The organism is Anaerocolumna sp. MB42-C2 (genome assembly GCF_030913705.1).
GTDB lineage: Bacteria > Bacillota > Clostridia > Lachnospirales > Lachnospiraceae > Anaerocolumna.
On sequence record NZ_CP133190.1, the window covers coordinates 3,032,878 to 3,055,572 of the forward strand.

General features: G+C 36.5%; 18 protein-coding genes. 7 read left to right on the forward strand and 11 right to left on the reverse strand.

Annotated elements, in window-relative coordinates:
- Nucleotides 1-45 precede the first annotated feature (45 nt).
- The 5 genes from RBU59_RS13400 (at nt 46) to RBU59_RS13420 (ending at nt 5,906) form a co-directional block, all read left to right on the forward strand.
- The gene (locus RBU59_RS13400; protein WP_308148362.1) at nt 46-987 is read left to right on the forward strand and encodes a helix-turn-helix transcriptional regulator; all 942 of its coding nucleotides are present in this window, start codon (nt 46-48) and stop codon (nt 985-987) included.
- Nucleotides 988-1,238: 251 nt separating this feature from the next.
- Nucleotides 1,239-1,931: an ATP-binding cassette domain-containing protein gene (locus tag RBU59_RS13405; RefSeq protein WP_308148363.1), complete on the forward strand. Its 693-nt coding sequence runs from the start codon at nt 1,239-1,241 to the stop codon at nt 1,929-1,931.
- A gap of 4 nt (nt 1,932-1,935) precedes the next feature.
- Nucleotides 1,936-2,697, forward strand: a complete 762-nt coding sequence (locus RBU59_RS13410) for an ABC transporter permease (RefSeq protein WP_308148364.1) — start codon at nt 1,936-1,938, stop codon at nt 2,695-2,697.
- A 746-nt stretch (nt 2,698-3,443) separates the two neighbouring features.
- On the forward strand, nt 3,444-5,390 hold the full coding sequence (locus RBU59_RS13415; protein WP_308148365.1) for an endonuclease MutS2: 1,947 nt from the start codon (nt 3,444-3,446) through the stop codon (nt 5,388-5,390).
- A 111-nt stretch (nt 5,391-5,501) separates the two neighbouring features.
- Nucleotides 5,502-5,906 carry a four-helix bundle copper-binding protein gene (locus RBU59_RS13420; RefSeq protein WP_308148366.1) on the forward strand — a complete coding sequence of 135 codons (405 nt, stop codon included), beginning with the start codon at nt 5,502-5,504 and terminating at the stop codon, nt 5,904-5,906.
- Nucleotides 5,907-6,001: 95 nt separating this feature from the next.
- On the opposite strand, the gene RBU59_RS13425 is transcribed toward RBU59_RS13420, so the two are convergent.
- From RBU59_RS13425 to RBU59_RS13460, 8 genes are all read right to left on the reverse strand, one after another.
- Nucleotides 6,002-7,417 carry a sensor histidine kinase gene (locus RBU59_RS13425; RefSeq protein ID WP_308148367.1) on the reverse strand — a complete coding sequence of 472 codons (1,416 nt, stop codon included), beginning with the start codon at nt 7,415-7,417 and terminating at the stop codon, nt 6,002-6,004.
- Between the two features lie 3 nt (nt 7,418-7,420).
- The gene (locus RBU59_RS13430) at nt 7,421-8,119 is read right to left on the reverse strand and encodes a response regulator transcription factor (protein ID WP_308148368.1); all 699 of its coding nucleotides are present in this window, start codon (nt 8,117-8,119) and stop codon (nt 7,421-7,423) included.
- Between the two features lie 4 nt (nt 8,120-8,123).
- Nucleotides 8,124-8,246 carry an LDCC motif putative metal-binding protein gene (locus RBU59_RS13435; RefSeq protein ID WP_308148369.1) on the reverse strand — a complete coding sequence of 41 codons (123 nt, stop codon included), beginning with the start codon at nt 8,244-8,246 and terminating at the stop codon, nt 8,124-8,126.
- A 192-nt stretch (nt 8,247-8,438) separates the two neighbouring features.
- Nucleotides 8,439-9,122: a hypothetical protein gene (locus tag RBU59_RS13440; protein WP_308148370.1), complete on the reverse strand. Its 684-nt coding sequence runs from the start codon at nt 9,120-9,122 to the stop codon at nt 8,439-8,441.
- Between the two features lie 96 nt (nt 9,123-9,218).
- Nucleotides 9,219-11,684 (reverse strand): heavy metal translocating P-type ATPase, encoded by a 2,466-nt coding sequence (locus tag RBU59_RS13445; protein ID WP_308148371.1) that lies wholly within the window; start codon nt 11,682-11,684, stop codon nt 9,219-9,221.
- A gap of 378 nt (nt 11,685-12,062) precedes the next feature.
- Nucleotides 12,063-12,341 (reverse strand): hypothetical protein, encoded by a 279-nt coding sequence (locus tag RBU59_RS13450; RefSeq protein ID WP_308148372.1) that lies wholly within the window; start codon nt 12,339-12,341, stop codon nt 12,063-12,065.
- A gap of 554 nt (nt 12,342-12,895) precedes the next feature.
- The gene (locus tag RBU59_RS13455) at nt 12,896-15,115 is read right to left on the reverse strand and encodes a heavy metal translocating P-type ATPase (RefSeq protein WP_308148373.1); all 2,220 of its coding nucleotides are present in this window, start codon (nt 15,113-15,115) and stop codon (nt 12,896-12,898) included.
- Between the two features lie 21 nt (nt 15,116-15,136).
- A complete protein-coding gene (locus RBU59_RS13460) occupies nt 15,137-15,502 on the reverse strand; it encodes an ArsR/SmtB family transcription factor (RefSeq protein ID WP_308148374.1) in 366 nt (121 codons plus the stop codon).
- Nucleotides 15,503-15,909: 407 nt separating this feature from the next.
- Between RBU59_RS13460 and RBU59_RS13465 the strand changes: the two genes are divergently transcribed.
- Together RBU59_RS13465 and RBU59_RS13470 are read left to right on the forward strand one after the other, a co-directional pair.
- Nucleotides 15,910-18,579 (forward strand): cation-translocating P-type ATPase, encoded by a 2,670-nt coding sequence (locus tag RBU59_RS13465; RefSeq protein WP_308148375.1) that lies wholly within the window; start codon nt 15,910-15,912, stop codon nt 18,577-18,579.
- Nucleotides 18,580-18,768: 189 nt separating this feature from the next.
- Nucleotides 18,769-19,794, forward strand: coding sequence for a DUF2804 domain-containing protein (locus RBU59_RS13470; protein WP_308148376.1), 1,026 nt, complete (start codon nt 18,769-18,771; stop codon nt 19,792-19,794).
- Between the two features lie 7 nt (nt 19,795-19,801).
- Here the strand turns inward: RBU59_RS13470 and RBU59_RS13475 are convergent, their stop codons facing one another.
- The 3 genes from RBU59_RS13475 to RBU59_RS13485 form a co-directional block, all read right to left on the reverse strand.
- On the reverse strand, nt 19,802-20,899 hold the full coding sequence (locus RBU59_RS13475) for an ArsR/SmtB family transcription factor (protein ID WP_308148377.1): 1,098 nt from the start codon (nt 20,897-20,899) through the stop codon (nt 19,802-19,804).
- A gap of 18 nt (nt 20,900-20,917) precedes the next feature.
- Nucleotides 20,918-22,183, reverse strand: a complete 1,266-nt coding sequence (locus tag RBU59_RS13480; protein WP_308148378.1) for an MFS transporter — start codon at nt 22,181-22,183, stop codon at nt 20,918-20,920.
- A 266-nt stretch (nt 22,184-22,449) separates the two neighbouring features.
- Nucleotides 22,450-22,650 (reverse strand): hypothetical protein, encoded by a 201-nt coding sequence (locus RBU59_RS13485; protein WP_308148379.1) that lies wholly within the window; start codon nt 22,648-22,650, stop codon nt 22,450-22,452.
- Nucleotides 22,651-22,695: the final 45 nt, after the last annotated feature.

Sequence of the window (22,695 nt, forward strand, 5' to 3'; positions counted from 1 at the left end):
AAATTTCGTAAGAAAAGCTTCCAAAGAGATAAAGGCGGATTTAAAATGAGTTACGAACATTTTGGTAATTTACTTCAGGAATTAAGAATAAAATATCATATGTCCAGGGAAAAGCTGGCTCAGAATATTTGTACTCCAAAGCAGATATACAGGATTGAGAAAGGAGATTCTGAGCCCTCCATCTATCTTTTGCACCAGTTATCCATTAAGTTTAATCTGGATTTAAATGAGTATTACAAGATGCATTTTACCTGTAATACTATAATAGGCTTGGAAGGGATTAAATCAATTAATTCTGCCCTCGAGCATAATGATATACCGTTATTAAATTCATTAATTGAAAAATATGAAAAACTTAAAGATTTTAAAAAAGGTGAAAATCTTCAGCATATCTATTATGGGAAAGCACTTTGCTCCGCCTTATTGGATGATGATTACAAAACTTCCTTGGAATATTGCTACAAAGGTATTCAAATAGAATGCCCGGAATTTAATATTAATAAAGTTACTATAAATATGTATTCAAATGTTGGTTTTTCAATCCTCAATTGTGCTAGTCAAAATCTATTTGCAATGAATCAGTATAATAACGGAATGAAAGTACTTACCGAACTACTTACGGTATTAGAGAATTTTGTTATAGATTCGCCCTATCCATTCTTTCATTCCTCCCAGTTTTCAAAGAAGATATATCAGGTAATATTATATAATACAGGGGTCCATTTATTCGAACATGGTGAAATAAAAAAAGCATTAAATTATATAGAGAAAGGCATCGAATATTCTTTAAAGGAATATAACATAAGGCATCTTCCTGCCTTACTTTTTATGAAATTTAAAATTCTTTACGCTGAGCAAAAATATGAAGAAGCCAAGGAATACTATAATCAATCTTTTTGTCTATATAAAATAACAAATAATAAAACTGTATTAGCTGAACTAGAAACCTTGTCCAAATTAGATTATCCCGAAATATTTAAGGAATGAAATTTTAATTCTTAATTGAACTACCGCTTAGATTAATACTTTATAACCTAAGCGGGTTTTACTAGATAGGGGGGGCCAATCCAGTAAATTATTTACATCTTTAATTTATCAATAATACTTACGAAAGTAAATAGACACTTATGTCTATATAAAAATAATTAATGGAATTAAAAGTAATAGACGTATATGTCTATTTACTTTTAATTCCATTAATTGTATATTGTAGTAAATCAAATAAATGGGAGAATATAATGATAAAATTAGATAAAGTAACAAAAGGTTTTGGTGATAAAGTTGTTATTAATAATTTAAGCATAGAATTTTATCCCAATAAAGTATCTGCTATAATTGCACCAAATGGATCAGGAAAGACTACACTTATAAGTATTTTAAGTGGATTAATGCTTGCAGATAAAGGTAACATTAATTTTATTAATCCCTATTATCAGGATGAGGTTGTTATTATTTTAGCTGGAGAAAAAAACCTATACATGAAAAATACTGTAAAAGAAAATTTAATCTATTTTGGTACGATCAGAGGATTAAAAATAGGTAACATTCAAAAGTTAATAGATTACTATAAAGAGTTTTTTCCACTTTATAATGATATAGAGAACCAATTAGTTGAAAAGCTTTCTTACGGACAAAAAAGATTAGTTTCTATAATGACAGCTGTTGTATCAAATGCTAAATGCATTATTATTGATGAAGCTTCTGAAGGACTTGATATGTATTATGTAAGTATTTTAAAAAAACTACTTATTGAGTTAAAAAAAGAGCGTATTGTTATAATAACAGCTCATGATTATGGATTTGTTTCCGATGTTTCGGATACAGTTATGATTCTTAAAGATGGAAAAATAATTAATAATTGTAATAACATTTCAAAAGAAGCTTTGATAGAAATTTATACTGAAAATTTTGGTTTAGAAATCGAGAGGTAGATTGGTGGGAGCAGTTAGAGCATTTTATTGGGAAATTAAACTTGAATTAGTAAGTGCATTTAGATATAGGTTCGGAGTATTAACCGATATAGTTGTTTTTACAATATTACTTTCCTTTTTTCTAATGTCAGACACTGGCTCATCCTATGTTAAAACATATCAGTATGATAATTATAAAGAAATAATTTTATTTGGATATATTGCATGGATATATTCAATTTCAGCAATCTCTACAATTAGCCAGGTGATTTCAAATGAGTTACGACATGGAACATTTTATAAAAAAATGCATTCAAAATACCCACTTCAATTCTTACTATTTGGCAGATTGATAGCTTCTTTGGTATTAGAAACGGCCGTAATATTTGTACTTGTGATTTTATCAAGGTTTGTATGGAATGTACATATTTCATTAGATATATTAATAATATTAGCAGTTACAATAAATACGCTTGGTATGTACGGAATAGGTTTGTTTGTAGCAGGCTTGTCTGTATTTTTTAAAAGAACTGGTTCTATATTATTTTTAATACAACTTGGTTTATTATTTGTTACAGATACAATACCTACTAAGGTATCAATATCTAGTATAATACCACTTACAACATGTAACATAATTATAAAAAAACGCTTAGCAGGTCAAAATTTAGGACTAGATTTTTTAATTTTATGCATTACAACAATTATCCTTTTAATCTTAGGTGTTTTGATTTTTTCTATCTTTTTAAAGTTAGCTAAAAAGAAAGGAAATTTATTATTTTATTAAATGATTAATAAAAACAAATTAAAAAAAGGTAGTCGATACGCTTCGCAATGCACACAAAACGAGGAGAAAGCGTTTTGGCGCTGCAATTTTCTCCGATTTTCTGTGACAATACACTCACAAAAAACGCGTCGCATTTATAGCCTGTGAACAGTATCACTAAAGGTTCAAATCTTTAAAATTTTTTTTTACATATCTCTTTGACATTCAAACCCAGGTATGATACAATTCATATGCTAAATAAAATTTGTAATTAATTCACATGTTTGAAAGGATGGTTTTGATGTCGGTATTATCTGTAAAAGAGGTTTGTGCTAACTAGCACTTAACTGAATGAATAAGTAAAGGATATGGCAGTACCAGATGCCTTATTTTGTTATGCCTTTACTTAAACAGCCTTTACAGAGATACTCATATGCAGACGTCCTAACGATAGATTCGGCATAATAGGTATATCCTGTTATGTCTTTTTTCGTATATGACTAGTTCCGATATCAGATTATTGAACTATTGCAGATTCTTAATGCTCAATCTTTGTTTGATTTATTATTATATAATCAGATAACATAATTGATTTTAAGATTTTACTGTAATACCAACTATTCTGATTCTAACCCCACAGGGAAACTCTGCTTTTGTAAAGGCAGGATTTTTCTGTGGGGTTTTTCATTCCGCGATAGTCAAGCGTGATAGCCAGCGTATCTGCGGTGTAATATTAAAATTTATAATTTATAAGGAGTCGACGAAAAATGCTAGATAAAACAATAAGCGTATTAGAATTTGATAAAATTATTAATAAGATATGTGATATAGCAATATCCGATAAAACGAAACAAAAACTGTTAACCCTGCGCCCTTTCCTATCCTTAAGTGAGGTTAATCTAAGGATTAAGGAAACAACGGAAGCAAGGAAAATACTGGAGAGTATGGGAACACCACCGTTACCTGCCATGAAAGATATGGAGAAAATTCTTTCTATGACTGAAAAGGGTTCCATGCTTCTTCCGGAACAGCTAAACCTTGTAGGCCAGTTTATTGCAGCTAATACCCGGATGAAAAACTATCTAAAAAAAGCGGAATCTCTGGGTGTTGACATGGCATATTACGGTAATTCCCTGGAGGATTTAAGCGGACTTCTAAATGAAATCAATCTATGCATCAGAGGCAGCCGGGTCGATGATGCCGCCTCTAAAGAATTAAAGGACGTAAGACGAAAGATTGAAAATGTAAATTCCCAAATTCGTTCAAAACTCGAGAGTTTATTACGCAGTAAAAAAGACTGGTTTACGGAGAGTTTTATTTCTAACAGGAACGGACATTTTGTTCTTCCGGTAAAAAAAGAATGCAAAAATCAGGTTAACGGATCTACCCTTGATATCTCTTCAACCGGTGCTACCTATTTTATCGTGCCGAATGCGGTTTTAAAGTTAGAAGATGAACTATCCCTGCTGCATATCAGAGAAGAAAATGAAGAACGTAAGATCCTGTATACCCTCACGAATCTGGTGCAGGATAATTCACCCTCTATTCATTTGAATATGGAAGCACTGGAAACCTTGGATTTTATATTTGCCAAAGGAAAATTAAGTATGGATATGAACGGAATACCTGCTGTTATGAACAATAACCGGTATATTAATATTACCGGCGGAAGGCATCCTTTTATAAAACCCACTGATTGTGTTCCCTTGAATTTCACCATAGGGAATGAAATCAGAGGTGTCGTTATCACCGGTCCCAATACCGGCGGTAAAACCGTTGCCCTAAAGACCGTAGGTCTGTTACAGCTTATGGCACAATCCGGTCTGCACATTCCCTGTGAAGCAGCGGAACTATGTATGAATAATATAATATTATGTGATATCGGGGACGGTCAGAGTATCACCGAGAATCTTTCTACTTTTTCCGCCCACATAACTAATATTATTGAAATACTAAGTCAAACCGATAAAGAAAGCCTTGTATTACTGGATGAATTAGGGTCGGGTACAGATCCTGCGGAGGGAATGGGAATCGCAATCTCCATCCTGGAAGAATTGAAGGAAAAAGGCTGCCTCTTTATCGCAACCACTCATTACCCTGAAGTTAAGGATTATGCTGATAGTACCCCTGGACTAATCAATGCGAAAATGGCATTTGACCGGGACAGCCTGAAACCCCTTTATCGCTTGGAAATCGGTATGGCAGGGGAAAGCTGCGCTTTATATATTGCAAAACGCTTAGGTCTTCCAAAGAGAATGCTTACAAGAGCTTATGAAGAAGCCTATGGCAGAAGCAATATGGTAAAAACCGGAACTATCCCTGACTTCTCTTTCATAATGGAGGCCTCAGAGGATACCAGTAAATTCATACAAAATCATATTCATATCCAAAAAGATAAAGCAGAAAAGCCTGTCAATACAAGGAGCTTACGCTTTCATATCGGAGACAGTGTTATGGTATATCCTCAGAAAAAAATAGGAATTGTATATAAAACCGCCAATGAAAAAGGAGAAATAGGTGTACAGATACAGAAGACAAAAATGCTGGTGAATCACAAAAGACTTCAGCTAAAAGCTCCGGCCAGTGAGCTATATCCGGAAGATTATGATTTCTCCATTATATTTGATACGGTGGAAAATCGAAAAGCCAGACACAAGATGGATAAGGGATACCAGCCTGACCTAAAGATATCCTATGAAAAAGAAGATATGTAGTTACTGTTTAACCTGGTACCGCTTGTCTCTTGGTTAATATACCTGCAATAGGTACATTTTCTTATAGAATGAATATAATAAATCTGTAATCACTTATGTAAGGAGTACCAGGTGGATAATAATAATATGAACCATGAAATGGATAATGCTCATTTTATGAATGAGGATTTTGTTCTGACTGTTCAGGATTGTGAAGCAGTCTGTGAACATATGACCCATCATTTGATGAGAATGCAGATGGGAGACCGAGTAGCACAAGCCATGTTACTTCGTGAATGCGCAGATATCTGCGGGTTAACCGCTAAATTTGCAGCTCGTGATGCCATATATGCCAGAAATACAGCCGCTTTATGTGCAGATATATGTCAGGCATGCGGAACGGAATGCTTAAGTTATCCTGATGAAATGTCCCAGCATTGTGCTATGGTATGTTTGAATTGTGCCAGACATTGCAGGGCGTTTGCTGCTATGGGTATGCCCAGGAGAAGAAGACAAAGAGAAATGGAACATGAATAAAAGATATAAATGAAATGGAACCTTTGGGAGGGATGTTAAATCCGTCTTAAAGGTTCCATTTTTGAATAACCAAATAAATTATGATATAAACAAACTTATAATTTATTAATCCTCTCCGATTGAGGTAACTTTATAATAAACTCGGTTTCTTCCCCATATTTACTATTAACAGTAATTTCCCCTTCATGGGCTTCTATAATCGCTTTACTTATAGTAAGTCCCACACCGACGCCGCCTGTCTTTCGGTTACGGGATTTATCTGCCCGGTAAAACCGTTCAAATATATGAGGGAGGTCGGCTTCCGGTATTCCGATCCCGGTATCTTTTATGCTTACTATAATGGTATCTTCCTCTAAACTAGTCTGAATGGTAATTTCGCCCTCCTCATCCGAGTATTTCAGGGCATTGGATAAGATATTATTAAATACCTGGCTCATTTTATCCTCATCTGCATAGATTATAATCGATTCAGGGCGGTAATTTATTTGTATATTTTTTAGTTGAAAGTCGTTTTCATAATTATTAAGAAGCCGTATTAATAATTTAGCTAAATCAAAATCCTGTTTGTAAAGCAGCACATTTTCATTCTCAACCCCGGATAAATCTTCGATACTTCCGATTAATTTCTTAATTCTTATGATTTCCTCATAACAGCTGTTAAGTCTTTCTTTATCCATGGCCCAGATACCATCTAACATAGCTTCCATATGGCCCTGAACGGAGGTAAGGGGAGTTCTCAGCTCATGAGCTACATCCTGCGTTAGCTGTTTTTGTAGTTTATCCTTATGTTCCAGTGCATCAGAAAGTTTATTGATGGTTTCTATTAATATTTCAATTTCTTTCGTATGGGATCCATCCATTAATCTCTCTTTATATTTACCCTCTGAAAGGGATAACGCTTTCTTGGCAACTTTATTTAATGGGTTGCTTAATCTCATAGACATAAATATCCCTAAAATAAAAGCTATCACCAGGGAACAGATTCCGGTAATTAAAAACAAAGAATTAAGTGCCTTAATAAAGATTAATTCCTCATCATTAAAATAATAGGGACCAACATAACCGGTAGTTACTGTTCCCACCTGTACGTCATCAATGGTTATGGGATAGGTTTTTTCCTGATACTCCCCATTCCACTTATTCGAATAACTATACATGTTCGCTCTCATATCCATAATCATTGTCTGGCATAATCCATTATTATGCTTGTAAGCAGACCACACCGACTGCTTCTTATTGTTCTCTATTTCAAGGATCATACCGTTTTGTAAGGCATTCATTCCGATGATTTCTAAATAACCGGTACGAAAGGCTTTTTCCTCTTCATATTTCATCTTAATCAGGTCGATTATTTCCCTGGTCTGTTTTTCCTGCCTTTGAATTACATACTTTTCAAATTGTGCCTTTAATCCCATATTCGTCACCAGACTCGTAAGGCCTACAACAATAACAACAATAAAGATATAGGAAAGGGTCAATCTGCTTCTTAAGGAATATTTCAGCTTTCTCACAGCTTACTCACCTCCAAAACGGTAACCAATGCCCCGTATTGTCAGAACATAAGTGCATTCTTTGGGATTATCTTCAATTTTGGCACGGAGATTTTTAATATGGGAATCGATCGTTCTGTCATAACCGAAATAATCACCGTCAAAAGCCACATTAATGAGCTCTTCTCTTGTAAATACCTTATTGGGACGTTTTGCAAGTGTGATTAATATTTTATATTCACTTGGGGTAAGATAAGTCACTTTTCCTGCTTTTTTGACTGTATAATCCGTTGTATTAATAACCAGATCACCTTGATGAAAAGATAATATTTCTGTATTTGCCTCCTCTGTGATACTCCTGCGAAACAGCGCATTAATCCTGGCAATCATCTGCCTTGGACTGAAAGGCTTCGGCATATAATCGTCTGCACCAATATCCAGCCCGTTAATAATTGATTCGTCACTGCTTTTGGCAGTGAGCATGATAATCGGTACCTTGGAAGTTTTTCTGATTTCCTTACAGACTTCTTCTCCGGAGATGTCCGGTAACATTAAATCCAATAAAATCAGGTCAATTTTCTTCTGACCAAATAGTCGCAAAGCTTCCCGTCCGCCGGATGCTTTATACACTTCATAACCACTGTTTAGAAGATAGGATTCTATAAACTCAACAATTTTTGTTTCATCTTCCACCACAAGAATTCTTTTTGATTCGTTCCCCACAAAATCACCTCTTTTTCGGACTATTCAGCTTACAGCAGTCCATTCTCTCTTTACCGTACAATTCATCATTTTCTTTTGCCAATTGAAGCAGGAACTTATGAATCGCTTTTTTTAACATCTTAAACATCGGATTCCTCCTTAATTTTTCTGTATAAAATTTGAAACCTGCATATTGTTTTTAAGCGCTCGTATTACTTCGAAACAATAAAATGACCTTTTGACACTTAACTCCTAATAAAAATGGGTGGCAATAGTACAAAAACACCCTGAGAAGAATGGCATTTAAGAAAAACCATTCTTCTCAACGGGTGTTTTTATGTTAATTTAAGTCAAAAGGTTTTAAAAGTTTATCAACTTCTACCATTTTGCCCTCATCATTGTCAACTTTTACTTTACCGAATACCCATCCCTCAACTTTGGCCGGATCTACACCTGCATCGATAAAAGGCTGAGGATTTAAAACAAATACCATATCCTTGTCATTTTTAACCATGTCTTTCGCCCATTCAAACATATTACCGTTACCAAGAGCTATGCCATAGTGGTCAAGCTGTGCATGGTAACCTATGATTTTCCGGTTTTTATCAACAATATTCTGAAAGGTATCTTTCGCTGTAACCTCACCGGAATAGGCAAATGCATCCTGACCTAATTCATAAGGCATACGGATTCTGCCGGAAGTTTCATCATAAACATATTGATCTGACGGAAGTTTATCTGCATTCAGTCCTGCATTCAGGAAAGGGGCTGCATCAAATTCTACTGTTGCATCAGGAACATCACTGCTAAAATCCTTGCTCCACTCAAAATATTCTCCGGTTGGGGATACTAAAACCCAGGAATTTTTACTGTCATCAAAAGTGACCTGGTCTCCTAACTTATCCACCAATTTATCAAACGAAGTTACTGCCGTTCTACCGATGACATCCGCCTGGTTACACGCTGTTAAAACTGCTGCCAGGGTTAAAATCGCTGTAAGTTTTGCTATCTTTTTTCTTAACACAATATTTCCTCCAGTTATATGATTTTCAGGTATTTGAGAAATAATACAGAATCTGTACTTATACAACTAATAGTATCCCAATTACGTATAATAAATTTATTTGTAAGGTTTGAATCTCTTTAATCTTAATGCATTTGATAACACGGATACCGAACTTAAGGACATAGCCGCCGCTGCTAATATAGGGTTTAACTTCGGCCCGCCGAATGCATATAGGATGCCGGCTGCAACCGGAATACCTGCAATATTGTAAGCAAATGCCCAGAACAGATTCTGTTTAATATTACGTATGGTGCTCTTGCTTAACTGGATTGCTGTCGGTACATCCATTAAGTCACTGCGCATTAATACGATATCAGCGGATTCCATCGCTACATCTGTACCGGAACCGATAGCGATACCGATATCTGCCTGTGCCAGAGCCGGTGCATCATTAATACCGTCTCCAACCATGGCTACTTTTTTACCCTCTGCCTGAAGTTTTTTTACCTCACTTGCTTTATCCTCCGGTAATACTTCTGCCAGAACCCTGTCAATTCCGACCTGTTTTGCTATGGCTTCTGCAGTTCTTCTATTGTCACCGGTAATCATAGCAACTTCAATTCCCATTTCATGTAATTTCTTAATCGCAGTGGCGCTGCTTTCCTTTACAACATCTGCTACGGCAATAATTCCTGCCAGCTGGCTGCCAAAGGAAATATACATGGGTGTTTTTCCTTCCGAGGCAAGGCGGTCTGATTGTTCCTCCAGTTTCCTAAGGTCTACCTCCTTACTTAACATTAGCTTCCGGTTGCCCAGATATACCAGCTTACCGTCCAGTTCTACTTCAATACCATGTCCCGGTATATTGGTAAATTGATCAATCTTAATTGTCTTAAGTTTTTCTTTTTCAGCACCTCTTACAATTGCTTCTCCCAAAGGATGTTCGGAACCCTTTTCAGCCGATGCGGCTATTTGCAGGAGCTTTTCTTTCTCAATAATATCGGTTGTTATTATATCCGTAACTTCCGGTCTTCCCTCGGTTATAGTTCCTGTTTTATCAAATACAATCGTTTTAATTTTGTGGGTACTTTCCAGAGCTTCCCCGCCTTTAATGAGTACACCGTATTCTGCACCTTTACCGGTTCCTACCATAATCGCTGTCGGTGTCGCAAGTCCAAGGGCGCAAGGGCAGGCTATAACAAGAACAGAGATAAATATTGTAAGTGCAAATACTTCACCCTGACCGCTTATATACCAGGCAAGAGATGCGATAATCGCTATGGCAAATACAATCGGAACAAAATAGCCGGAAACAATATCCGCCATTTGTGCGATCGGTGCTTTAGAACCCTGTGCATCTTCAACCAACTTAACGATCTGTGCCAGAGCCGTATCACTTCCGACTTTCGTTGCCTTAAACTTAATCAGGCCGTTTTTATTAATACTTGCACCGATTACTTTATCTCCGGCCTTCTTTTCTACAGGAATGCTTTCACCGGTTAACATGGACTCATCCACAGAGGAATTGCCCTCTAAGACTTCCCCATCCACCGGTATTTTTTCTCCGGGTTTTACTAATATAATATCTCCGGCTTCAACTTCTTCGATGGGCATTTCGATTTCCTTGCCATCCTGAACCACAATTGCTGTTTTCGGAGCCAGACCCATGAGTTTTTTAATCGCTTCCGAGGTTTTTCCTTTGGAGACAGCCTCTAGAGACTTTCCTAACAGGATCAGTGTTATTATGACACCGGCGGTCTCAAAATATAAATCTTCTACATGACCAAAGTCACCTGCATAGATACGATAAGTGGAGTAGATACTGTACAAAACTGCTGCTGAAGTTCCCATGGCTATCAGGGAATCCATATTGGGGCTTCTTCTGATGATTGCTCGAAAACCTGTGGTATAAAACTTGTTTCCTGCAATCAGTACGGGAATAACCAGGATTAATTCTACTAATGCGTAAATTAAAGGATATTGCATCGGATTTAATCCCCCGGGGAACGGAAGCCTGAACCAGGTAATCATAGGAACCATGGCTATATACAGCAAAGGGATGGAAAATACAGCTGATACAATAAATTTTGTCCATAACGTTTTAATTTCCTTTTGTTTTCTGATTCTATCCTCATCGGTTTTATTGCCGACCTGAGCCTCCAATGGCTTATATCCTGCTTTTGTAATAGCATCCTTAATCTCAGATAACCTTATCTTCTGTGGATCGTATTGAACCGTAGCTTTCTCAGTTGCAAAATTGACAGCGGTTTTCTTAACACCATCTAATTTTCCCACTGCTTTTTCTATGGTTCTGGCACAGGCTGCACAGGTCATTCCTGCAATCGCTATTGTAATTTCCTTAGCATCTGTTTCTTCCATTACATGATAACCGGCCTTATCTACCGCGGTTTTAATCATATCGGCAGAAACTAAAGACTCCTCATATTCCAGATGCAGTTTTTCCGTAGCGAAATTCACACTGGCCTTTGAGATTCCATCTAATTTACTTACCGCTTTTTCAACGGCTTTGGCACAGGCTGCACAAGTCATACCTGTTATTTTGAGTTGTTCTGTTTTCATCTTATCACCCACCTTGTGGTGCAACTACAAGAGTTTTGTAATAGCACCACAGCCACAAATAATATTGTGAAACCTGAGTTTCACACGTTAATAGCAACAATAAGTGGCATCCTTTCTATTTAAATTTTCATTACTTGTCTTGATTTTCCAGCTGCTTTCTTTATTCCTGTTTATTCCTTGTTCCTTTGCACTCCATATTTTACTTATAATCCGTATATCACCAATATTTTGTATCTCACTTATATTCAGTATACCACTTATATTTTGTATTTTTGTAATAAATTATAGATTTATTACTGGTATAACTTCCGAAACCTTGTTACATATATTTAAAACGAAATAACAACGATTTATCTCATGTTGTGAATTACAAACATATTAGCTTATCTCTTCTTTATTCTCTTCTTTGCAGCATCCCTTATGCTTCCCTCCACGCAGCAAACCTATCATCATAAGTCCCATCATAATCGGGCAAATGAAAGAAGATAAACCGGATAAAACTACGCTTGTGCCGGGGTTAATATTAAAAAAAGGGATGATTGCTATGATTAATATGGGAAGTAAACAGCACATCCCCATCATACCTATGTGCTTTATTGGATTATGACTTTTTATATTACTATCTGCAGTGTCCTTAGATTTTTTCTGAAATAACATCTAATTTCCTCCTATCCTATTGGATTACTAGTTTGTAAATTAATCATATCAAAGGATTATGGATTTTTTATGGATAAGTATTTTTATATAAAATTTATTTTTGAGATACTTATTTCTTAGGATATTAATTATATCAGACATTTATTGTACCACATATAATTTTCACGGTTATCACTTTTTATTGATAATTTTTACCAATTTGTATCAATACTGTTACTGTTCACTCCCCTGCAAAAAGCAGCAGTTCTGCGAACAATAACACGCTTCGCGATGCACACAAAACGCGAAGACAGTGTTTTGGCGCTGCAATTCTCCGGTTTTCTGTGACAATACATTCACAAAAAACGCATCGCGTTTATTGTCTGTGAACAGTAACTCAATACCCTCAATTTTTGAAAAGGGCCTGGCTTAATAATACCCTTAGCAGTATTAGTTTCAGCCAGACCCTGAATGTAATGTCCTTTCATTTATATTAGAATATCATATTCCTTATTATAGATATCCTTTATTTTATTATGTCCCTTATTTAGCATATTTGATCCGGATCGGCCTACTCATTCAACTTTCATAGCACGCATAGCATTTAATACGGCAATGAGTGCTACACCTACATCGGCAAACACTGCTTCCCACATGGTTGCCAGTCCGCCGGCTCCTAACATTAAAACAACTATTTTTATTCCTAATGCAAATATTATATTCTGCCATACAATAGTATGGGTTTTCTTTGCTATTTTTATTGCTGTGACTAATTTAGCCGGTTCGTCTGTCATTAATACCACATCAGCGGCTTCAATCGCAGCGTCGGAACCCAGACCTCCCATAGCCACACCAATATCCGCACGGGCAAGTACCGGTGCATCATTAATACCGTCGCCTACAAAGACAAGTTTACCCTTTGTTCCTTTTTGTTTATCTAGCAACTCCAGATTATGAACTTTTTCATGGGGTAACAGCTCCGTTTGTATTTCATCCATACCCAGCTTTTCTCCGATTTTTTGACCGACGGCTTTACTGTCACCGGTTAACATAACAAGTTTCTTAATCCCCATACTTTTTAAGGTCTTAAGTGCCTTTTCCGAATCCTCTTTTAATTCATCCGATATGATTATATTACCCAGGTATTTATTGCCTGCCGCAACATATACCGCTGACCCTATGGAATCCGCCTGTTCATATGGAATACCATACTGATTCATCAGCTTATCATTACCAGCCAGAACTGTATCTCCTTTTAACGTAATTCGAATTCCCAAACCTGGTAGTTCTTCAAAATTTTCAATTATACTTTTATCCATCGTATTGTTATAAGCTTTTAATATGGATATTGCTATTGGATGATTGGAAAAGCTTTCAGCATATGCCGCATAACTCAGCAATTCTTCTTCGGTAGTTTTTCCGGCAGGGTTAATCTTAGTAACTTTAAACACACCTTTTGTTAAAGTACCTGTCTTATCAAAAACAATTGTGTCAACATAATTCAAAGCTTCCAGGTAATTGCTGCCTTTCACTAACACACCTTGTTTTGATGCTCCTCCGATTCCCCCAAAGAAACCTAACGGTATGGATACCACCAATGCGCAGGGGCAGGAAATAACAAGAAATATTAATGCGCGGTACAACCAGTCTGAGAAAACGGCACCCGGTATAACAATCGGAGGGACCACTGCAAGCAAAAAAGCAGCTATGGTAACGGCAGGGGTGTATTTTCTTGCAAACTTAGTAATGAAATTCTCTGTCGGAGCCTTTCTGCTGCTTGCATTCTGGACCATATCCAATATCTTAGCCACAGTGGATTCTTCAAATTCCCGAATTACTTCTATTGTCAAAAGTCCGTTTTTATTAATAAATCCGCCTAAAACACTGTCATCAACAGTAATCTCTCTGGGAACCGATTCACCGGTTAACGCGGAAGTATCAACCATCGAGGAACCCTCCACTACTTTACCGTCCAAAGGTACTTTTTCCCCCGGTTTCACTATAATTAATTCACCGATTCTTACCTCTTCCGGTGTTACGGTTTTCATGTCGCTTCCGACTTTTAAATTAGCATAATCCGGTCTGATATCCATTAAATCCGCAATGGATTTTCTGGAGCGGTTAACTGCGATCCCCTGAAACATTTCCCCAATCTGGTAAAATAACATAACGGCAACACCCTCAGGGAATTCCCCAATTGCAAATGCACCTATGGTTGCAATACACATAAGGAAGTTTTCATCAAAAATATCACCTTTTTGTATGTTTCTGATAGCTAAGAGAAGCACTTCACCGCCTGCTATAAGGTAACTTGCGAAGAACAGGGTAACTTTCAGCCAATTGGGAAAATCTATTATTAATGCGGCTGCAAATAATACTGCGGCAATTCCGAATTGAATCAATTTGTTTTTAATAAAAGAATCATCTTCTGTATGAGAATTTTCACTGCAGCAATCGCATCCATCCACACATTCTTCCCTGGTGGGATCGTGCTTTTCCCCGTGTCTATGTTCCTTATTATACCCGTTAATACCGGTATGCATTGTATTACGTTTTGTTTTCTTTTCTCTTACTGTTACATCCGGTTCAACTGCTTTTACAATCCTCTTGATATCTTCCAGAATAACATCTCTGGTATCTTCTTTTTCCGCTTCCACTATCATTAACTTAGTGGCAAAGTTCAGACTTGCATTTTTAACGGTTTTAAGTTCACTTACCCTTTTTTCAATTTTCATTGCGCAATTGCTGCAGCATAAACCGTCAAGCACAAGTTTCAGATTATTATTTTCATTCATTTAAAAGTCCCGCCTTCTGTCTTATTTCTCATTCACATGTACTAATCCAAGACTGAAAATACCTTGAATATGATTATCATCAAGAGAGTAAAAAACTACCTTTCCATCTTTTCTGAATTTAACAAGCCTGGCCTGTTTTAATGCCCGCAGCTGATGAGAGATGGCCGACTGCGTCATATTTAGTAATACTGCTATATCACAAACACACATCTCCGATTCAAATAAGGCACATAGAATCTTAATTCTTGTCGTATCGCCAAACACTTTAAACAGTTCTGCCAAATCATATAAGTTCTCTTCCGGAGGCATCTGCTCTTTTACTTTATTTACAATATCTTCGTGTATCACGTTACAATTACATCGTTCAAAATCTGTATTGATATCCATTTTTACACCCATTGCATAACACATCTGTTCACAGATGTGTTACTGCCACAAATAAAAAGTGTGAAAAAATCTTATTGTGGCATTCCTTTCAGTTATTCTATTTTGACACTGCATCTCTTACTTCTTACATTACTACGTTATTTCCAGTGAACATATGAGCATATATTCATGTGTTATGGCATAATTTTATTCCCATCTCCTTCCTTTGTCAAATGGTATTTAATAAATGATAAATATAATCAATAAGATTCAAAAAAATTATCCGTTCTGTTTTCCAGATTTAATCAAATTTTAATTTACTCAGATAAGATTATATAGTACAATATAATCCCAAAGTATAAAATTGTAAAATTTAGAAAAAATAGTGAAAGATAGTCCATATCAACATAATGAAAGAGGTGTATTAAATGTGGTTTTCAAAATCCACGGATGAAATTTGTAACGAGCTAAATGTTAACCCATCGACCGGTCTTACCAGCCTTGAAGCCGGAGCACGGCTTAAGAAGTACGGTATGAATAAGCTGAAGGGCAAACCTAAGAAGAGCCTGATTTCCTTATTTCTGGCACAGCTAAAAGATATGCTGATCTATGTACTTTTGGGAGCCGCTGTCATTACTCTGTTTATAGGTGAATACGTTGATGCCGTAATTATAATCTTAGTTGTTATTTTAAACGCGGTAATCGGTGTAGTTCAGGAAGCGAAAGCAGAAAAAGCCGTGGAGGCTCTGCAACAGATGACTACTCCAAGATCTTTAGTACGACGTGATGGTGAAGTAAAAGAAATCAATTCCGAAGAAGTAGTTCCCGGGGATGTTATCATATTGGATGCGGGTCGTTTCGTTCCCGCTGATTTACGTCTGACGGAAAGTGCCAATCTTCAAATTGAAGAGTCTGCACTGACGGGTGAATCCGTGCCGTCTGCCAAAGATGCCGCAAAAATCCTGGAAGATCCTAAAACCCCTATCGGTGATAAGGTAAATATGGCATTCGCTTCCACTCTGGTGACCTACGGCAGAGGTGAGGGCATTGTGGTTGCCACCGCGATGGATACGGAAATCGGTAAAATCGCTAAAATTCTGGATGAAGATAATAACGAAATGACACCTCTTCAGAAAAGACTGGATGAACTGGGCAGAATTTTAGGATTTATTGCGATCGGCATTTGTGCAGTTATTTTTATCATCGCTATGATTCAAAAAAGAGATCTATTTGAAATGTTTTTAACTGCCATTAGTTTAGCTGTTGCCGCCATTCCAGAGGGTCTGGCTGCTATCGTTGCAATTGTCCTGGCTCTGGGCGTAACCAGAATGTCTAAAATCAATGCAATTGTTAAGAAATTACCGGCAGTCGAGACTCTCGGCTCTGTAAATATCATCTGCTCAGATAAAACGGGAACTCTTACCCAAAATAAAATGACTGTGGTAAAACAATACACCCTTCATGATTTAAAAGATATTCCCATCGATAATATCAGTACCATACAACCCTCCGGAGATGAGGCTGAATTAGTGAAATCCCTTGTTTTATGCTCCGATGCCACTTACGAAAATGGTCAGGGAACGGGGGACCCTACGGAAGTTGCCCTTATTATTTTAGGTGACCGTTTTGGTCTTTCAAAAACCAGCTTAAATGCAAAACATAAAAGAATATCAGAAAAACCTTTTGATTCCGATCGAAAATTAATGTCAACTCTAAACATGGAGGGAAACGGATATCGAATTCATACTAAAGGTGCTATTGATAATTTATTAAGTATATCTACTTCTGCTTTAGCAGACGGTAAGGTAATTCCTCTGACAGAAGAATTAAAAGCGGACTATTTAAAAATAACGGAAGAAATGTCTGATTCGGCTCTGCGGGTACTTGGAGTAGCCTTTAAGGATACTAAACGGGTCATTGACCCAGAGGATATGGAAAAAGACTTAACCATCATCGGTTTAGTCGGTATGATTGATCCCCCGCGCCTTGAAGTAAAGGATTCTATTATAGAAGCAAAATCTGCCGGTATTACACCGATTATGATTACCGGTGACCATAAGAATACTGCATTTGCCATTGCAAAAGAACTTGGAATAGCAGAGGCTATCCGTCAAAGCATTACAGGTGCTGAAATTGATGGTTTTTCAGACGAAGAATTTTCCGGTAAAATTAATGATTACCGGGTATTTGCCAGAGTTTCTCCCGAACATAAAGTGAAAATAGTCAGGGCTTTTAAAGCTCACGGAAATATTGTTTCCATGACCGGTGACGGAGTAAATGATGCCCCCTCCCTTAAATATGCCGATATTGGCGTTGCTATGGGCATTACCGGTACGGATGTCGCCAAAGGTGCGAGTGATATGATATTAACTGATGATAACTTTTCAACTATTGTTAATGCCATTGAAGAAGGAAGAAATATTTATAATAATATTAAGAAAGCTGTTATTTTCCTGTTATCCTGTAATTTGGGAGAAGTGGTTACCATATTAGCTTCCATCTTATTCTTCTGGCCGGTTCCATTGATGCCGACCCAGATTCTCTGGATCAACCTGATTACCGACTCCTTACCGGCAATTGCACTTGGTATTGATCCGGGCGATAAAGATGTAATGAAGAAAAAACCAAGAGATCCAAAAGAAAGCTTTTTTGCAGGGGGAGCCGGATTTCGTGCTGTTATAGGCGGCTTCTTAATTGGTATCTTAACTTTAGCAGCCTTTTATTTCGGCCTCGCAGAACATGGATACAGCCTGGGAGCAGAAAATATTCCGGAGGAAGTATTAATTTATGCCAGAACCATGGCTTTTGTTGTCCTGGCAGCGTCGCAATTATTTTACTCTTTAACGATTCGGAATGCTGCAAAATCCATATTCCAGGTAGGTCTGTTTACTAACCGGTATCTGATCGTCTCCATAATTGTTGGTTTTATTCTTCAATTAGGAGTAATCTCCATACCTTTCCTGGCATCGGCGTTTAAAGTACACAATTTAAGCTTAAGAGATTGGGGAATTGTTATCTTATTTGCATTAGTCCCTCTTGCTGTTAATGAAATTATTAAATTAGTTGCAAGAATCGCTGAAAGAAACGAAAAAAACTGAAACTCTAAGTAAACAAATCTATGTATTTACAATAATTCTAACCGATTCTAATAAGCGGGTTTAATATTTCAGTTAATAAAACGAAATATAGACCCGCTTTTTATTATCACCCAAATGCCAATATTAAGTTCTGTAATTTTTTCTAACTTAATAACATATAGTATAGAATTTAGGATTCGGGGTTTTAGAATGCAGAAAAAGATTACTGAACCGACAGATTTGTTAAATAAGCACGGAGAATTAATCCAGACCGGATATGCTACAACACCACTTCTAAAGTATAACAGAAAAGATGTGACACGAAAGGGGCGTCTGAAAGAATGGGATTATTATATGATAAATAACGAATCCTACGCTTTTGCATTGACAGTGGGATACAGCGCAGGTTATTTATTAATCAGTATATCCATAATAGATTTCATAAACCGTACCGAGCAATCGAAAAGTGTCATAAAACATGTACATAATTGGTACTTACCGGAATCTTCACAGATTGGCGATATTCTATATAAGGATGTACGAACAGACCTTAAAATTATTCATAAGGGCAGGGATCGGGGAATCTTTCTGTACCTGGATGATTTTTTACCTGATTCTGCCCTGACTGCTTCCATATCCTTATCTAAAGAACCGAAAGATTCCATGGTGATTGCTACACCATTTAAAGAAAATAAGAAATATTTCTATTATAATCAGAAGATTGTCGGCATGTCGGCATTAGGCAGTGTAAGTATTAAAGGCAGTGTCTATAACTTTGATACCAGCAATTCTTTCGGCCTTTTAGACTGGGGCAGAGGGGTCTGGCCTTATAAAACCACCTGGTATTGGAGTTCGGCTTTCGATTTTCTTGTAAACAATACCTTTGGGTTTAATCTGGGATATGGTTTTGGCGATACATCGAATGCCACGGAAAATATGTTATTCTTTAATGGGATTGCAAATAAACTGGACCAAGTAGACTTTGGGATTTCGAAGAAATTTAAGAATAAATACGATTATACAAAACCCTGGAATTTTACTTCTTCGGATAACCGGATTACCATGACCTTTGAGCCGATCTATGACCGGAATTTAACCTTATATGCCGTCCTTTTTTCCACCAGACAACATCAGGTTTTTGGAAAATTCAGCGGTACGGCAGTTTTGGATGACGGCCGTACCGTTTATTTGAACAATTTATTAGGATTTGCCGAGAGAGTGGTAAACCGGTGGTAACTTTTGGTTAAAGAAGCATCTGGCGAATATCCTCCAGTAATTTATTAATATTATCTTTATTTAAACTGTAATATATTTTATTCGCATCTTTCTCAAGTTTTATCAGATTCTCAGTTATCAGACTTTTCATATGATAAGATATTGTTGAAGTGGAAAGATTGAACGCATTTGCAATTTCAAATCCATAAGCCGGTTTGTCTTTTATATATTTCAGGATTTCAAATTTACTTTTATCGCTTAGTAGTTTCAGCACATTATTTAATTTTTCACTGTTAACTTCTGCCGGTTTAAAATATAAATTTGAATCTAATATGACTCCAAGTCTGATAACATCCGGCTTATTTTCGTTCTCATCCTTAATGCTGAACGAAATTGACTGTGGCATAAATATGGTTGGTAAGATATAAGTGCCCTCTTCATTATATTTCCATCTTATGTTCGTATAATCCTGCAGCTCTTTTAGCAGGTCGGCTCTGCACATATAATCGGTCCAATATTCATAAAACTCCGTCTCCAGTTTCTTTACTTCGTTACGGCATTCTTTCAGTAACTTTATTATCCCCTTTAGTATACTGCAGACTTCTTCAATATGCTTCTCACGTTCCAGATAAACCTGAACGATCTTCCACTTATCTTCCGTAGATAAATCTGCTGTATCCATGCACCGCACTAAATCCTCAAAAGATTCCGCTTTTCTTTCTTCTCCTGATTCTCCTATGTAGTAGTATTGGGATAATATGTCATCAAATTCCTTAATAATCTGAGAACCGCTTTTCCCTTTGGCATCTTCTTCATATTCCTTTAAAGTACAAAATTGTACAGCCGAATAGATTGGTAAAAGATAATTCGATATACTCATTTTTGAATTACCAAGTTCTTTAAAGTAAAAGTCCAGTTTGTCTTTTTCAAACCTCATATTTTCTGTTACATAATAATATATCTTAAGAATAAGGTCATATCTTTCCTTATAAAGTTCTTTGCTGTAATCAAATTTACCGTAACCTTTCTGTTTCATCTCTTCATATGAAATAGAATTGGCATAATAAAATAATAGATTATTTGCTTCTTCCACATAGTTTATTTCTTTTTTAACCGTAACCTGCAAGTATATCCCTCATTTCTTCTACTCAAATCTTACCTTTTTTAAATAAAGAATGATAAAAAATATCATACTAAGTCCCCCGATCGCATAAAAAATAACTGATACTGATACGATTTTGGTGAGAATACCTATTAGGAAAGAAACAACCGGTATTGCCCCCACACAGCCGGAACTCATAATAGCTCCCACTCTCGCTAAATATTCACTATCTACCTGTTTCATAAATTGTACATTTAACGCTGATATCAGCAAGGATAAAGCACAACCCGTAATCAGGGAAGTAATAATGCAGACCGCATAAACTATAAGCTTATAGTAACTTAAATAACCGCATAAGACAAGAACCAGATAATAAAAACTTAATAATATTCCCCCCATAAAAACAATTACCCTGGTATTTAATTTTTTCGCCGCATAAGGATAAAGAGCTGAACCGATACCCAATCCCGCCGTCATACCAAAAGAGAGAACCGATAGCATTAATTCCCCCTGTTTTAAAACATTTTTAATCAACGGCGCCTGCAAGGAATTAAGGGGAACCAAGATTGCATTTGCAACCATTGCCAATAATACAAAATTAAAAATAATGGAATTCTTTTTTAAATAAATTATTCCGCCCTTTAAAGTATCAAGATATTCATTAAAATTTATCTTTTGATAAGTATTTATATCTTCACCCGTTTTAATAAATAATATAATAACCGCTGATCCAAAAAATGTAACAGCGTCAGTAAAAATTGCCGTATGGATACCGAAAAGTGCAATAATACCTCCGGCTAATGCAAGACCTGCCAATTCTATAACATTTGTCAATGTAGAATTCAGCGATAAACCGAAATCATAACATTCTTTATCCAATATCTTAGGTAAGACAGCCGTACCTGCCGGCCCTCTGAAAGCTTCCGCACTTGATATTACTAATGTAAAGGCAAGGAGAATCCAGGGATTTAACAGGTGCAGCAAAAATAATACGGCTACCAGACTTACGCTAACTCCCCGTATGATATCATTTAAAACCATAACCGTCTTCTTATTCCAGTTTTCCACCATTGCGCCGGCAAACGGCTGCAGAAAAATAGTAGGCACCCGGTTAATACCAAATATAATAGCAGACCAGGCCGCACTTCCTGTTAAGGAATAGACTAACCAGGTAAAAGCCACATAATCTATAGAATCCCCGAACCGATTAATTACATTTGCAAAAATAAGTTTCATATATTCTTTTTGCCGAAATACATCTCCGTAACCAACAGTCATACGACCTTTTGCACAATTTTCATCACTCATATACGGTATAGTCCCCCTGATTAAATATTTACCAAATATTTGGTTACCATATTTTAACATTATATTCGATATATGTCAATCAATATATTTGATATTGATAAAACATTGAACAATTCCGGCTGTGGTTGAATTGTATCATTAGGCTGAACTATACTATAGCAGCTTTTTGTTTCGATCTTTACATACAGCAACCCCCAATGTTCACCTACTAAACATTGGGGGTTGCTGCCTTATCAATTATTCCTCTTTTTTTCCAATTTTAAGTCTTAATGCGGTATTAAACAAATAAGTATCCACTCCATTTGTGCAGGATCCATCTGACCGGAACGGGACTGAATCTGACCGATCATGTTCTCCACCGGATCGGAAGGAAACATTCGGGGTATAAAAAATATAAAAGTAATACCAATCCACACGGTCAACAAATAGGTTAAAAATCTTAGACCGAAATATTTACGAAACTTCAACTGCTTCACTCCTTTTTTAGTAAATCATGATGGCTTTTCCTATAT